Annotated in this window: 13 protein-coding genes and 1 pseudogene; 7 read left to right on the forward strand and 7 right to left on the reverse strand. The window is 46.5% G+C overall.

Translation table 11 applies throughout. The features are described 5' to 3' along the window. Nucleotides 1–395: 395 nt before the first annotated feature. The 3 genes from QUA47_RS01740 to QUA47_RS01745 all read left to right on the forward strand — a co-directional run bounded on the left by QUA47_RS01740 (nucleotide 396) and on the right by QUA47_RS01745 (nucleotide 3,496). Nucleotides 396–2,561 carry a ShlB/FhaC/HecB family hemolysin secretion/activation protein gene (locus QUA47_RS01740; protein WP_333429469.1) on the forward strand — a complete coding sequence of 722 codons (2,166 nt, stop codon included), beginning with the start codon at nucleotides 396–398 and terminating at the stop codon, nucleotides 2,559–2,561. A 57-nt stretch (nucleotides 2,562–2,618) separates the two neighbouring features. Next, nucleotides 2,619–2,810, forward strand: a complete 192-nt coding sequence (locus tag QUA47_RS30910) for a WD40 repeat domain-containing protein (RefSeq protein WP_445302475.1) — start codon at nucleotides 2,619–2,621, stop codon at nucleotides 2,808–2,810. Between the two features lie 83 nt (nucleotides 2,811–2,893). Further along, entirely contained in the window at nucleotides 2,894–3,496 is a 603-nt protein-coding gene (locus QUA47_RS01745) for a methyltransferase domain-containing protein (RefSeq protein WP_333429470.1), read from the forward strand. Here QUA47_RS01745 and QUA47_RS01750 read toward each other — a convergent pair. Beyond that, a complete protein-coding gene (locus tag QUA47_RS01750; RefSeq protein WP_333429471.1) occupies nucleotides 3,493–4,839 on the reverse strand; it encodes a TIGR04222 domain-containing membrane protein in 1,347 nt (448 codons plus the stop codon). The genes QUA47_RS01745 and QUA47_RS01750 overlap by 4 nt on opposite strands. A gap of 148 nt (nucleotides 4,840–4,987) precedes the next feature. Between QUA47_RS01750 and QUA47_RS01755 the strand changes: the two genes are divergently transcribed. Continuing rightward, nucleotides 4,988–5,890: a hypothetical protein gene (locus QUA47_RS01755; RefSeq protein WP_333429472.1), complete on the forward strand. Its 903-nt coding sequence runs from the start codon at nucleotides 4,988–4,990 to the stop codon at nucleotides 5,888–5,890. A gap of 5 nt (nucleotides 5,891–5,895) precedes the next feature. Further along, nucleotides 5,896–6,684 (forward strand): hypothetical protein, encoded by a 789-nt coding sequence (locus QUA47_RS01760; protein ID WP_333429473.1) that lies wholly within the window; start codon nucleotides 5,896–5,898, stop codon nucleotides 6,682–6,684. A gap of 19 nt (nucleotides 6,685–6,703) precedes the next feature. On the opposite strand, the gene QUA47_RS01765 is transcribed toward QUA47_RS01760, so the two are convergent. From QUA47_RS01765 to QUA47_RS01790, 6 genes and pseudogenes are all read right to left on the reverse strand, one after another. Further along, the gene (locus tag QUA47_RS01765) at nucleotides 6,704–6,850 is read right to left on the reverse strand and encodes a hypothetical protein (protein WP_333429474.1); all 147 of its coding nucleotides are present in this window, start codon (nucleotides 6,848–6,850) and stop codon (nucleotides 6,704–6,706) included. A gap of 80 nt (nucleotides 6,851–6,930) precedes the next feature. Beyond that, on the reverse strand, nucleotides 6,931–7,137 hold the full coding sequence (locus QUA47_RS01770; RefSeq protein WP_333429475.1) for a DUF5615 family PIN-like protein: 207 nt from the start codon (nucleotides 7,135–7,137) through the stop codon (nucleotides 6,931–6,933). Further along, nucleotides 7,121–7,240 (reverse strand): DUF5615 family PIN-like protein, encoded by a 120-nt coding sequence (locus QUA47_RS01775; protein ID WP_333429476.1) that lies wholly within the window; start codon nucleotides 7,238–7,240, stop codon nucleotides 7,121–7,123. Before QUA47_RS01775 ends, QUA47_RS01770 begins: the two co-directional genes overlap by 17 nt. Nucleotides 7,241–7,260: 20 nt before the next feature. Next, nucleotides 7,261–7,492, reverse strand: a pseudogene (locus QUA47_RS01780) (DUF433 domain-containing protein). 107 nt (nucleotides 7,493–7,599) lie between these two features. Continuing rightward, entirely contained in the window at nucleotides 7,600–8,016 is a 417-nt protein-coding gene (locus QUA47_RS01785; protein ID WP_333429477.1) for a PIN domain-containing protein, read from the reverse strand. Further along, entirely contained in the window at nucleotides 8,016–8,243 is a 228-nt protein-coding gene (locus QUA47_RS01790) for a hypothetical protein (RefSeq protein ID WP_006633944.1), read from the reverse strand. Before QUA47_RS01790 ends, QUA47_RS01785 begins: the two co-directional genes overlap by 1 nt. Nucleotides 8,244–8,498: 255 nt before the next feature. On the opposite strand from QUA47_RS01790, the gene QUA47_RS01795 reads away from it, so the two are divergent. Together QUA47_RS01795 and QUA47_RS01800 are read left to right on the forward strand one after the other, a co-directional pair. Further along, the gene (locus tag QUA47_RS01795; protein WP_333429478.1) at nucleotides 8,499–11,402 is read left to right on the forward strand and encodes a two-partner secretion domain-containing protein; all 2,904 of its coding nucleotides are present in this window, start codon (nucleotides 8,499–8,501) and stop codon (nucleotides 11,400–11,402) included. Between the two features lie 65 nt (nucleotides 11,403–11,467). After that, the gene (locus tag QUA47_RS01800; RefSeq protein WP_333429479.1) at nucleotides 11,468–14,386 is read left to right on the forward strand and encodes an S-layer family protein; all 2,919 of its coding nucleotides are present in this window, start codon (nucleotides 11,468–11,470) and stop codon (nucleotides 14,384–14,386) included. Nucleotides 14,387–14,438 lie beyond the last annotated feature (52 nt).

Here is a 14,438-nt window from a genome sequence, read left to right on the forward strand (position 1 = left end):
ATCTTGCCTGTTCATAAAAAGATTTTTGAGAATGGGGCCAGATCTCAGTTGTAACCCGTCTTTTCGGACACAACCCGGTTTCTGGTTTACCCTGGCGTCCAGGAATGTTCTGGTCGCTGCCTTAGCATGAAAGCGTAGGTTTTGCAACCCAAAATATCGGCTTTTTTTTACTGTTTACGATCGACTTACACGATATTTTTTCGGATAAGAATCCGGTTGGTGCGTAAGTGTTGGGAAATGAACAGCCGTCGATCGACCTTTTGGTTTGTAGCGTCGCCGAAACTGTTGGCTGCGACGGCTGTTTCCTTTTTTGCTGTTAAGATTGATTTTTACTTGAGGGTGCTAAGTTCCTGAAAATATTTTCCCCCACTTAAGCGAGATAATAATTATATTCTATGGCTTGTCGATCGCAAAAAATATTTTTATTCGCTGGAATTTTTGGGTTAGTTTTGTTGGGAAAACCAGCGAAAACATCCGCTAGCACAGTTGAATTTTTGACCTCAAATGTTGAGGATTTGGCAGCAGTCAGCAGCGGAGGCGATCGAGCTTTAGCCCCCAACGATACCACTTTTGACAAACGCGAAGACTTGCCGATAAAAGACGAGGAAACGCAGTTACCCACAGAGTCAGAACAATCGGTGGCGGCGGAAACTCCCGACTTACCGCCGTCTGCGGCAAATTCAGTCGATGTGACATCTTACACCATTCTCAAGAACAGGCAAGATGCCTGTTCCACAAGGAGTGAGTTTTCTTGTGGGGTGGGCATCCTGCCCGCCCGTAAAAGGCTTATTGACAATGGTGCAACATCTCAGGCCGATCGCACATTCAGCACAAAAACTCAAGAAACCGAGCTTTTTAACTCAGATCAAAAGCTAGAAGAAAATATTGACCCACAAAAAATTGATTTGGGTATCGATCGAGCCTCGCAACTCAGTCAACTGCCCAACCCAATTTTGCCGCGAGAACCGGAATTGCCAGCTCCTGAGCCGCCGCAACCGCCTGCGCCGTCTCCCCTCCAACCCACCCAGCCAACACCCGCTGAAAGCGAAATTACACCGGGGATTCCGGGTACAATTAGGGTCGCTGGCTTTGAATTTGAGGGCAACACAGCTTTTAGCGATCGCGAACTCGCAGAAGTTACGCAACAGTTTGCGGGGCGCGAAATCACCTTTGCCGAACTGATCGCAGCGGAAGCAGCCGTCACTCAAAAATATGTAGCCGCAGGATACATCAATTCCGGCGCTGTAATTCTCGCCAACCAAACCTTTCCCAGAGACGGAGGTGTGGTGAAAATTCGGATTGTAGAAGGCGGGTTAGATGAAATTGTGATTACTGGAAACAGGCGCTTGAATTCAAATTACGTGCGATCGCGCCTTGAGCGCGCTACCAGAAGGCCCCTCAATAGATCTCGGCTTTTGGAAGCCTTGCAATTGCTGCAACTCGACCCCTTAATTGCCAATATTTCCGCCGAATTGCAAGCCGGAAGCCGCCCGGAAAACAGCCGCTTAGAAGTGCGGGTAAAAGAAGCAGACAGCTTTAGCGGTGAAGTGTTCGCAGACAACAACCGATCGCCCAGCGTCGGCAGTTTTCGGCGCGGTGTTCGCATCAATCAAGCAAATTTGCTCGGTTTGGGCGACGGATTAGAGGTATCTTATGCTAACACCGACGGCAGCAATGAATTCAACGGCAGCTACACAGTCCCCGTCAACGCGCGCAACGGCACGATTGGGTTCGCTGCGAGTGCTGCTAGCACGAACATCATTGAGGAACCGTTTGATGCTGCTGAAATTGAGGGGAAATCGCGGACTTACGAGTTAACTTACCGCCAGCCGATTGTCGAAAAGCCCGATCGCACTTTGGCTTTGGGACTGAGTTTTTCCCGGCAAGAAAGCGATACATTCCTGTTGGGGGAACGATTTGCGCTTTCGGCGGGAGCAAACGAGCGCGGCGAAACCCGGGTTTCGGCTGTGCGCTTTTTTCAAGAATACGTGCAGCGGAGTTCCAACCAAGTGTTCGCGGCGCGATCGCAGTTTTCCCTCGGCACTAATCTGTTCGGCGCTACTGCGAACGATAGCGGGCGTGACAGCCGCTTTCTGGCATGGCGCGGACAAGCCCAGTACGTGCGGCTGCTAGCGCCAGAAACCTTGCTGATAGTGCGTTCCGACATTCAATTAGCCGATCGCCCCCTGCTTTCCCTCGAACAAATTGGGATCGGTGGCGTTCAAAGCGTGCGCGGATACCGCCAAGATTTGCTGTTAACTGATAGCGGTGCGATCGCGTCTGCTGAAGTGCGAATCCCGGTTTGGCGTGTCCCGGAAGTCGAAGGTTTGTTGCAAGTCGCTCCGTTTATCGATTTTGGGGTAGGGTGGAACCAGTCGGAGGAAAAGCCGAATCCTGACTCGGATAAACTGCTGGGTGCGGGTTTGGGGCTGGTTTGGCAGATGGGCGATCGGTTGAATGTGCGTTTAGACTATGGTATTCCTTTGATAAATGCTCGATCGGGCGATCGAACTTTGCAGGAAAAAGGCATCTACTTTAGAATCAATTATTTTCCGTTTTAAACTGTAGGTTGGGTTGAGCGCGATCGAACCCTACGCTTCGCTTCGCCCAACACTTTCATCTTTAGCGCTGACGGTCAAATTTTATTAAGTGGCGGCCTCGATCGCACGATTAAACTGTGGGATATCGCCACCGGATGTTGTATTAGGACGTTGATGGGCGATCTGTATGAAGGCATGAATATTCAAGACCGGGCGGGATTGACAAATGCTCGAAAAGCGAGACTGAAAGCGTTAGGGGCTTTGATTTGACACTGTTGCAACGATTTGTTATGCGTTGCCATAGGCTAAACTTGTGACAAGGACGAAAAATGTTGTAGCCTTAAAATCCAATCATGATTGATCTCACCACTGAAGCCTGGGAAAATCGGTATCAAGAAGGGCGAGACCATTGGGATTTAGGTTGTCCGGCTCCGCCGTTTATCAATCTTTTGGCTTCAGCCCAAGCCCCCAAGCCTGGACGAATGGCAGTTCTAGGTTGTGGAAGTGGACAGGATGCAATGTTATTTTCAGCAGCAGAGTTTGATGTGATTGGGTTTGATTTTGCTCCCAGCGCAATCAAGCGTGCTCGCACTACGGCCGAGGCCCGAAAACTGAGCGCTCAGTTTTTACAACGCAATATTTTTGAGCTAGAAGCAGAGTTTCTACATAGTTTTGATTACGTCTTAGAACACACTTGTTTTTGTACTATTGATGCAATGTTACGATCGCAATATGTGCAGGTTGTAAAAAAACTACTACGCCCTAATGGTCAACTGATTGCCCTGTTTTATACCCATAGCCGGTTGGGTGGCCCCCCGTTTGGCGTAAAGCCACAGGCAATTTTGGATAGCTTTTCACCCTGCTTCGACACCATCTTGTTCAAAGCTGCCAAGGATTCGATCGCCCGTCGCAAAGGGGAAGAACACTTGGCGATTTTTCAGGTGAAATCGAGCTAACAGCCGCATCCACATCCGCCTGAGGCAGCTTCTTCTTCTTCTGCTTTAAAGATCTGCTTTAAATCGTCCAGCACTCCACCCGACAGCACCCGATAGCCATGAAGGGCAAATCTCTGCGGCACATCGTAAACATCGTGGTTTTTCCAGATGTCTGCCAGGATCTGACTCCCCCAGCGGGTTCGCCCACCAGGGACAATACAGCAAATCGTGATAATACCGATTGCTTGCTGCAGTGCTGTAATGATATTCGGATATGCGTCAATTTTAATGCCTAGACTACTCAGTAAAGCTTGCCCCCATATTCCACCCAAAACTGTGATGAGGAAGAAAAATCCCAAACTCTGTCTGATCGAGTCGGCCCACCCTGTCATCAAAAGGCGCTCTTGTTCCAGTCGTTCTTTTAGAAAATCTGTTTTTTGTGTGCTTATTTGCCGTAGCCCCTTTAAAGTCGGAGTTTGCTGAACTCGTTGTATCACTTGTTGTTCTAAATAAGGTGCTCCAGGGGGAAGCACTTTTGCGATCGCGAAAGTTTGATTACGCACATTTGGATGCAGATATCCCTGATGCACTAATTGTGTAATGGCTAACTCCACTGCCCGCAAGCTACCACCGGCAAAATAAGCCATTTGATAAACATCCAATTGAGGCTTTTGCGGCTGGTTACTGGGCATACGGATCACGTAACGTAGTATCAATCCAAGGATGATTGATACCATAAAAATGGTGCTAAACTGATTGGCAGTTAAATCACGCCCAAATCCACCAAGGGTAGACCCTTGACCTGCATCCACCCAGCCAACGGTCATAAAGGCAATGATGGCGATAGCGCCTAAAGGCTGGGCAAGCCTCAATTGAGGCAATCGCTTGGGAATCACCCAATGCTCAGTTAAGTTAACTCGTTGCATCTTCAGTTCTGCCCCAAATCGGAGATCGGGGGGTGACCAAATATCCGTTGGTGGAAAACCAAAAAAATGCCGATAACTAGCAATTGTTTGAGTGTAGAGGTGATGGAATTCTGCCCGTTCCGCTCGTCCACCCCGCGCCGGATGATGGTGTAGTTTTTTCCGAAGAACCTTTGGGCAAAACTCTTCCCAATAGGACTGAGTGAGTAGCACATGGGCGTGCCACACCTGATCCACCTGATCGGACGGCACCACCTGATGGTTTGCGACAACGGTGAGAAAGGCAAACTTTTTATACTCTGCGATCGCTCTCTGGGCATAGGTCTGCGTCCAACCCTGATTTTTCATGAGATGACGGGTAAACCCAAACTCATGGGTTGGGTCATCTAATTCAAATGCTTGCAACCGTTGATAAAGGGCAGACTGGAAAGCGTCTAGCATAGGCACTTAATCTCCTAAAGGGTATAATCATTATTGATTACGTCCAGAGATAAGCAAATATTGGGAAAGTGTAGTGAGGTGTAATGTAAGTGAAAGAGGTTAACAAAATGCCCTTAATTTTTTCCCATTTCTAATCAGTGACTTCGTTATGAGCTGGAATTCTTTTTTAGAAGCACTGTGTAACCGTCAAGAGTATGGGCTTACCCCTCTTGAAATAGAAGTGCTAATGTGTCTTCAAGAAGCCCAATGTCAAACTAAAAATGATTTACTAGAAGCCTATGTCAAGTCGTATCCAGCAATAGAAGAAGAAGCCTTTACCCAAAGACTGAAGAATATCTATAGAAAATTACAAATTACGGGTAAAGGACATAAACTCCCACAACTTCATAAGCATTTGACTGAAAAATATATCCAGTATCAGAATAAAGATATATTTTTTTCGGAAATTGGTTTAACTTATATCTATCCAAACTTTCCCAGGGATATCTTTGGAAAAGCAATTGACAACCTGATTTATTCAGACAATTCAGAACATAGACAAGTAGATATTCTTCAAACCTTTGCACCCAATTTGAATGATTATTTTGAGCATCTAAGTCGGTGTATTAAAAACAGTGTTCAGGTCAGAATATTGCTGGCTTGGCCTTATTCCGAAGCAGCCAAACTGAGAGAAGAGGTTCTTAGAAAGTATGCCAATAGCAGCATTAGCGATGAAATTAATATTTGCGATTGTGTCATCGCCAATCTGGAGACATTAGAAAAAATCATAAGAGTTTCGGGAAATCCTGAACTTCTGGATATTAAATTGTATGATACACTTCCTTCTCTAGCTATTTATCGAGCTGGTGGTTATATGTTAGCAGCACCTTTCCTGCATGGATCGCTTGCCATTAATACGTTTCAGCTAGAGCTTACGCTGAACACTGCGAATCAACTCATCGCACATACCTTACAAAACGACTTTGAATTGATGTGGCAGGTCGCTCGCCGATTTTATCCCGATCCAAATAGAAATTGGAGAAATGATCTAAAAATCCTGTTTGCGAGTTAGAAATCATGATTGAAACACTCAACGATTTCGAGATTTCATTGATTAATAAATTCAGAGCGCATCCACTATTCATGCAGATTGATGCGATTGTCTGGCAGGACTTGCTTGAAATTCTCATCCAACGTCGCTTTTTATCGCTCTCTATTGTCAATATCTACGAATTTGTCATTGATGCTCTGACTGATCAGCAGATCAAACGGACTGTCAGAGGTATCTTGAATGAAGAATTCCCTCGCAACACGAAAGGAGTTCCACTTCCTTCCCATCGTGAGTTACTTTTCCAGGATTTACTCAATCTGGGTGCGACTCCTGAAATGATTTTAGCAACACCAGAAACGCTTACCACTCAAATGGTTAGAGATAAAAGCTACAAGCTAATGGTCGGTTGTCTGGGTGAAAAGCATTGTCAGGTAGGGCTTGTTGCGTTCCTTCGTTTTTGGGCCGAGGTGCTTGTGTCAGTTGAGTATTCTTGTCTTTGGCAACAAATTTCTGAACGTTTATCAAATGGACAATCGAATCACAAACTCAGGTCAGAATTCTATTACTTTCACATGATCCATGACAGCCGAAATTCTGATATTGGAAAAGAAACTATTCTGGGCGGACTTACCCATTCTCAAGAACTGGCAATTCACTTAAAAAGACTAATTTCGTCTGAAGAAGCTCTAGTTTACTGTCTTAATCTTCAAGAGAATGCCTATCAGCTTAAATATCAATTTTACGATCAGTTCATTAAAGTCCACTTGATGCGTGAAAGAGAGTCGATCAAACACTGGGGCGAGCGGAAAAATTGAGACATTTATCAAAACTTCCTCACGCTAGAATCACTTTAATTATTCGCCCCAGATTCGTTGTATGAATTTCAGTATTTAACCGTTCTTCCAACTCGGGTGCATTCTCGCGGCGATCGAAAATCACCAACCATCCTTCATCGATCGACTTTCGGCGGTCAGTGTGCATGGGCGTTTTTATGCAGCGATCGCCCTTCTGTTTTTTCCATTGGTAAAAACCCTGGAAAGAAGCCCAGAACTATCGGTGTATTATGATAAAGCAAGCAGCGATAAATTATCATCTTCATAAAATAATTTGATGGCGTTAAAATACCGACGCAGCAAATTTTCAACTTGCAATGTCGAACAGTTTCCAAGGCGAAGCCAAATAACTTTCGGTGGATTCCCAAATACTAAGCTCAGGTCGTGCATATCCGCGTCTTTCGAGACAATCATCAAATTATTGTATGAATGCATAATCCCAAACTATTGGGTCGAGCGTTGCTCTCATGCCCACATCTCGAACGTGAAGCGAATTTGGGAAAATATCGCTCAAACGGTTCGGCAACTTGGGCGACAAATTTTCATCAAAAAGTAATTTTATGCGGATAATGGAGCGGTCATAAACCGACGCTCACGGTCAGCAGCATAAGCAATACAGGCTTTTAAATCTTCTCGCGTCAGATCGGGAAAATCGCCCTTGAATTTCTGCTTCGGTCATCTCGGAAGCCAGGTACTCAAGCACTTCATAAACCGTAATTCGCAAGCCGCGTACACAAGGCTTGCCACCACGTTTATGGGGTTCGATCGTGATGTGGTTTCGGTAGTTCATAGTTGGAATTATCGTCATTGTGTTCTCAACCTTTGCCAAATCTTAGCCTAGGGCTGCGGCTCTGGCAAGGTTGTCAATCTTGTTTTTAATACGATTTAACCCTTATTCTACGTCCCTAACTGCTGCAACAACTCTTGAATGGATAAAACAGGTATAGGCGAACTCAAGAAACCTTTATTATCACGGGTCAGAATCGCATCTAACCCTTGAGCAACTGCACCAAAAATTTGAACAGCATCTTCAAAATCAACCAAACCAGAGTTGAAAGCAGATTCCAAAACGGCTCGATCAATAGGACAAATGACCATAGCAGTCAGCGTTTCTAAAACCGCTTGCCGTGCTTGCTCAACGCTGCGAGTATGTTTGCGAGAAATGTAGAAAATATCCGTGAGCGTTGTCGCTGTAACATAACCGATTAGTTGCCCAGCATCGATCGCTTGAAACAACAAATCCGCATCTTGAAAAAATGGCTCTCGCTGCAACAGAAAATCTAGGACAATGTTGGTATCAATTAAAACTCTCACTAAAGATACTTCTCCACCCGCCGCGCTTCCAACATTGCAGCCACGTCCTCATCTGTCGGTGCGGGTTGGTCTGTCTTTAGCAAGCCTCGCATCCGCTGAATCGCACCAGAACGATCGGCCCTGGCAACTGGCTGATCTTGTAAGGACTCAATGATGGCGCCCACTAACGCAAGGCGATCGCTCGGTGGCAGTTTGAAGACCAGCTCCTTGACTTCTTGTAGTAACATAGACGGCTCCTAAGATTGAAGGTGTCTACCATCTAGTATGAATGATCGGACGCATATTCTACACACATATTTAAACAGAAACAGATTTCCTCAGCCGTCGCACTGAAAAAAGCTATCTTTATTATCTTGGGGAAAAGTCCACTTTAGCGGTGAAAGAGAGTCGATCGAACACTGGGGCGCTCGCACTGATATAATCCAAATATATAATTCTGATGGAACCGGAAACGATATTATTTATATAACAGGATTTAAGCTATGTCTCGCCTGTCTTCCGGCCTACTTTTTGTTTTATTATTGCTATTTCCCTCGAAAACCTTCGCCCAAATCATTCCCGATAATTCCCTGGGCCCGGAAAGTTCCCGCACAGTTCCCGATACTATCAACAATTTACCCTCAGATAGAATCACTGGCGGCGCAACTCGCGGCGTTAACCTATTTCACAGCTTGCGCGAATTTAACATCCGTGAAGGGCGGGGAGCTTATTTTGAAAATCCCAGCGGAATTACCAACATATTCACCCGCGTTACGGGCGGCAACCCTTCTAATATTTTAGGAACTCTGGGAGTTTTAGGCAACGGTAACTTATTTTTAATTAATCCGAAAGGAATTATATTCGGCCCGAATGCGCGGTTAGATTTGCGCGGCTCCTTTATCGGTTCAAGTGCTGACAGTATTGTGTTTAATAACGGCGTAGAATTCAGCAGCACAAACCCGCAAACATCCCCCCTGTTAACCGTTAATATTCCCGTTGGTTTAAGATTTAGAGACAATCCGGGTGCAATTGTCAATCAATCGACGGCTGTAGGAAAGGTAAATCTCCTAGCTTCTGCTGTGCCAATCCCGATTAGCGATCGAGTTGGTTTAGCAGTAGACCCCGGTCAAACTTTAGCACTGATTGGTGGCGACATCCAACTGCAAGGCGGCAATTTAACCGCCAGCGGCGGACAAATTTTACTCGGTAGCGTCGCCAGTCCCGGATTAGTTAATTTTGCACTGGCTCCTCCTGTTGTTCAGCAGGGGAATTTAGCTTTAAATTATGACAATATTCAAAATTTCGGCAATATTCAAATATCCGATGGAACGCTTATCAACACCAGCGGAATTGGTGGTGGCAGAGTAGAGTTAAAAGGTGGAAATGTCGCCCTCAGCGGGTCGCGAATTTATGCACTGACACTGGGAAATATTGATGGTAGAGGTATCGATATCAGCGCCCAAAAGTTACGATTGGAAAACGGCACGCAATTTTCTACTCTGACTCTAGGAGATGGTGCAGGAGGCAATATCAATTTCCGCGCTGCTGATTCAGTAGAAATGATCGGGCTGGGAGTTGAGGGCTATCAACAGCTTTCAATTAAATATTTGGTATCGGGAACTACAGACCCGTTTGACCCGCTATTTGTGCTGTTTAATGCTAGTGCTGGCGCTGGTTCGGGGGGGAATATTACGATCGACACCGGCCGCCTGCTCTTCAACAATGGGGTAGTAGGTAGCGGCATCACTTTTGGCAGTGGAAGGGGCGGAAATTTAATCATTCGTGCCAATACTTTTGAGATGGTGGGTTCTGGAATTAACAACGGAACAGCTAAAGAAAGTAGCGGTGCGGGAGGAAGCATTAGTGTTGATGTCGCGAGATTAATTATGCGCGATGGTTCTATTCTCGGTACGACGAGCTACAGCAGCGGCCCGTCGGGGAATATCAACATTAAAGCTGCTGAATCAGTAGAATTGTCTAACAGCGGCCCGACAACAGTTGTGTCAACCGGAATTACCACCCTGAGTATCGGCTCTAACGGAAGGGCGGGGAATATTAACGTCGATACCAAGCGGTTGACTCTCTCTGGGGGTTCTGCGTTTACAGTAGGAACGGGTGTGTTAATTGGCAGGTTTTTGTTTTCTAGGGATGGGGGGCCTGCTGGAAATTTAACAGTTACGGCTACTGAATCAGTAGAAATTTCAGGTGTTTCTCAACTTTTGACCAGCGGAATTCAGAGTGCTAGTGCGCTGAGTTCTGGAACTTTGAGCTCTAGTCCGGGCGGGGATATTCGCATTGATACGCCAAGCCTAACCGTGCGCGATGGGGGGGTAATTTCTACGAGTTCTTTGGGGGTGGGAGATGTGGGGAATATTACTGTTAATGCCGATCGCATTGAGGTCAGCGGCAGCGGAAATAATGGTCTGTTTGTCAGTACAATTGATGCTTCGGTGGGCAAGATATTTGGTACTAATTCCAATGCTACGGCAAATGCCGGTTCGTTGAATCTAAATGCCGATCGACTAATTGTCAGAGATGGAGCTACAGTCACGGTGCAGGCTACGGGAACCGGACGCGCTGGTAATATCAATGTTGTCGCAAATTCGATCGCTCTTGACAACAAAGCGATGATTGACGGTACGACTGTATCCGGTACAGGAGCAAATATTAACCTGCAAGCGCGAGATATCCAGTTGCGCCGCAACAGCCGAATTACCACCGATGCAGGCACTTCTGACGGCGGCAATATCAACATCAACAGCGACATTCTTGTCGCCCTCCCGCAAGACAACAGCGACATCACAGCCAACGCCCGCACAGCAGGCGGCGGCCGCGTGAATATCAATGTTCCCAATGTTTTTGGTTTTACAGCAGCGAGTCGCGAACAAGTCAGAAACAGGTTGGGGCTCAGTGACGCCGAATTTGCAGCGTTGCAAGTAAGTCCTACATCTCTGCTTCCCAGCAGCGACATCGCGGCGATTTCCCAAAGTGGCGGCCCGGCTTTGCAAGGGGCGGTAACATTTAGTTCTGTGGGAGTGAATCCCGTTCAAGGTTTAGTGGAACTGCCGCAAAATGTGGTGAATCCGGCTGCGTTAATTGCTGCAAATCCCTGCATCCAAGGGGCCGAGAACGAGTTTACTGTGACGGGGCGGGGGGGATTGCCACCGAGTCCTCACGAGGTTCTCAGCAGCAATTCTAACCAGTTTAATTGGGTGGAACCAGCGGTAGGTGGAAGTCAGCAAGTAGAAGGCCAAAGAGCATCCATAGAAGTTCGGCCAACAGAAATTATTCCTGCTCAAGGTTGGGTAATGGACGATCGAGGAAAAGTAACGCTGGTAGCCTATAATTCTGCTGGTGGTGCATCTATTCGCAGTCCGAAACCGACGGGTGTGTGCGTACCTCAATAGGTACTCTTCAGGTTTTAGCTAACCCCTCCCTATTTTTCTAAAATTAAATTAACCAGACTTCAAAGATGCGCCGCCAATCTTCCGCCCTATTTTTTGCATTCTTACTGCTGTTTCCTTTCCCTGCGATCGCCCAAATTATCCCCGATAATAGCTTGGGCGCAGAAAGTTCGCGCACAGTTCCCGACACGATTAATAACTTACCATCGGACAGAATAGAAGGCGGTGCAACTCGCGGCGTTAACCTCTTTCACAGTTTACGCGAATTTAACATCCGTGAAGGGCGGGGAGCCTATTTTGCCAATCCCAGCGGAATTGCCAACATCTTCACCCGCGTTACTGGTGGCAATTCTTCTAATATTTTAGGAACTCTGGGAGTTTTGGGGAACGGCAACTTATTTTTAATTAACCCAAAAGGGATTGTCTTTGGCCCCAATGCTCGGTTAGATCTGCGCGGCTCATTTATCGGTTCAACTGGTAGCGCAATTCTTTTTGATAATGGCTTTGAATTTAGTGCAGCTAATTCTAATTCAGTGCCATTGTTAGCGATTAATATTCCTGTGGGTTTAAGATTTAGAGAAAATTCCGGCACAATTGTTAACTCTTCCCAAACAATGGCCGCCAAATCAGCCTTACCGCCACTACCCATAGAAATTCCTGCTTTTGAAAAACTCGGTTTAGCAGTAGACCCAGGTCAAACTTTAGCATTAATTGGCGGTGACATTCAACTCCAAGGAGGAAATATAACTGCTTATACCGGACAAATTATTCTGGGTAGTGTCAAGAGTCCAGGTTTAGTGCAATTTGAACCAACAGCTTTAGGTCTGAATTTAAACTATGGCAATATTCAGAACTTCGGCAATATAGAAATGAACGGTGCATTTATAAATACCAGCGGATTAGGAGGTGGGAAAGTCGATATTCGAGGTGGAAATATTAATCTCAATGGTTCAGGAATTTATGGACTGACACTCGGAAATATCGATGGTAGAGGCATTGACATCTATTCCCAAAACTTGCGAGTAGAGGGGGGAGCGCAAATTTTCGCCTCCACACTGGGAGAGGGGAGAGGAAGCGATATCAACATCCGCGCTACTGACTCACTAGAAATGATTGGGTTGGGAATTGAGGGCTATCAGCAGCTTACAGAAAATTTTCAGACATCTGGAACAGGCAATCCCTTTATTTCGCAAATTGTTCTGTTTACTAGCGCTATTGGCAGTGGAGCCGCCGGAGACATTAACCTTGAAGCCGGACGGCTGTTGATGAGCAATGGGGTAGTGGGCGGTGCCCCCACCTTTGGTGCTGGGAATGGCGGAAATTTGAATATCCGCGCCAACACCGTCGAACTCGTCAGTTCAACGCTCTATAACGGAACAACGAACGCAACCACTGGTCAAGGCGGAAACATCACTGTGGAAGCCCAACGGTTAATTCTGCGCGATGGTGGTGCTTTTGCCAGCTTCAGCCGTAGTGATGGAGCATCGGGGAATATCGCGATTAAAGCGAGTGAATCTGTGGAATTGTCGGGTAGTCTTCCTGTAGGTCTAGGGCAAACTCGGCTCGGCACGAATACTTTTGATAGTAATGGAAAAGGTGGGGATATTACGATCGACACTAAGCGGCTGAGTGTTTCTAATGGAGCCACAATTAGTTTAACTACGGGTGCGATTTTTGGCGAAGTCGTGTTTTCTACAAGTGGGGGGACGGGAGGAAATTTAACTGTGAGAGCCTCCGAGTCTATAGAAGTCAGCGGCGAGTCAAGATTTTTGGCGAATGCGGGCTATGTAGCAAGTTCTTTTGTTACTCAAACTGCAAGTTCTGGTAGAGGTGGAGATATCCGCCTCTCAACACCTAGACTAACTGTGCAGAATGGCGGCGTTATTTCTGCGGCTTCTTTGGGTATAGCAGATGCAGGAGATATTACAATTAATGCCGATCGCTTAGAAGTGCAAGGTATTGGGAGCAACAGTCGGTTGAGGAGCGGAATTGAGGCCTCGGCTGGTAGGGCGTTTAATGCTGTCAATTCCAATGCTAGCGGAAATGCCGGCTCGTTGAATTTGAATGCTAATCAATTGATTCTTCGGGATAGCGCAGTCGTTAACGTTCAGTCTTTAGGAACAGGTAGGGCTGGCAATATTAATGTTGTAGCTAACTCCATTGCCCTGGACAATAAAAGCATAATTGATGGCACAACAGTCACTGGTTCCGGTGCTAATATTAACCTCAAAGCGCAAGATATTCAGTTACGGCGCGGTAGCCGAATTACCACCGATGCAGGTATTTCTGACGGTGGTAATATCAGAATTAATAGCGATATTTTGGTAGCTTTACCCCGAGAGAATAGTGATATTACTGCTAATGCTCGCACAGCTAGGGGCGGACAAGTTACGGTCAATGTACCAAATATCTTTGGCTTTACAAGCCTTAACCGCGAACAAGCCAGGAGTAGTTTAGGACTGACTGATGCTGAATTTGCAGCGTTGCAAGTAAGTCCTACATCTTTAATTCCTACCAGCGATATTGCGGCTATTTCCCAAAGTAGCGGCCCGGCTTTGCAAGGTAGTGTAACATTTAGTGCTTCTGGGGTGAATCCTGCTCAAGGTTTAGTGGAACTGCCGCAAAATGTGGTCAATCCGGCTGCGTTAATTGCTGCAAATCCCTGCATCCGAGGTGCCGAGAGCGAGTTTACCGCTACTGGGAAAGGAGGAGTGCCAGCAAGTCCTAATGATGCCCTCAGCAGCGCTGCATCGCCGTTTCCGTGGGTGGAAGAGGCAGGAAGAGATGCAACGAGCAATGTAGGGGATTTAACGGATGTAGCAGATAGACCGAAGTTGGAAGAAGGGGAAATCCGGGATCGGGAAGTTGTTCCGGCGCAAGGTTGGGTAGTGAATGGGAAAGGAGAAGTTACGCTTGTTGGATACAATCCGGGTAATGCTGCTGACTCTCGCAATCCTCGGCAGAATTATGGTTGTGTGCCGCGTTGAAATTGGGTTTTTTTTACCGCCGATGTAGGCGGATTAACGCGGATTAACCCAG

It is taken from the genome of Microcoleus sp. MON2_D5, assembly GCF_036701905.1.
Classification (GTDB): Bacteria; Cyanobacteriota; Cyanobacteriia; order Cyanobacteriales; family Microcoleaceae; genus Microcoleus.

Coding starts and splice junctions, on each gene's coding strand:
- QUA47_RS01770 (WP_333429475.1), bottom strand. CDS start 7,137: ATGCATTCATACAATAATTTGATGATTGTCTCGAAAGACGCGGATATG.
- QUA47_RS01745 (WP_333429470.1), top strand. CDS start 2,894: ATGATTGATCTCACCACTGAAGCCTGGGAAAATCGGTATCAAGAAGGG.
- QUA47_RS01750 (WP_333429471.1), bottom strand. CDS start 4,839: ATGCTAGACGCTTTCCAGTCTGCCCTTTATCAACGGTTGCAAGCATTT.
- QUA47_RS01755 (WP_333429472.1), top strand. CDS start 4,988: ATGAGCTGGAATTCTTTTTTAGAAGCACTGTGTAACCGTCAAGAGTAT.
- QUA47_RS01740 (WP_333429469.1), top strand. CDS start 396: ATGGCTTGTCGATCGCAAAAAATATTTTTATTCGCTGGAATTTTTGGG.
- QUA47_RS01765 (WP_333429474.1), bottom strand. CDS start 6,850: ATGCACACTGACCGCCGAAAGTCGATCGATGAAGGATGGTTGGTGATT.
- QUA47_RS01795 (WP_333429478.1), top strand. CDS start 8,499: ATGTCTCGCCTGTCTTCCGGCCTACTTTTTGTTTTATTATTGCTATTT.
- QUA47_RS01800 (WP_333429479.1), top strand. CDS start 11,468: ATGCGCCGCCAATCTTCCGCCCTATTTTTTGCATTCTTACTGCTGTTT.
- QUA47_RS01760 (WP_333429473.1), top strand. CDS start 5,896: ATGATTGAAACACTCAACGATTTCGAGATTTCATTGATTAATAAATTC.
- QUA47_RS01790 (WP_006633944.1), bottom strand. CDS start 8,243: ATGTTACTACAAGAAGTCAAGGAGCTGGTCTTCAAACTGCCACCGAGC.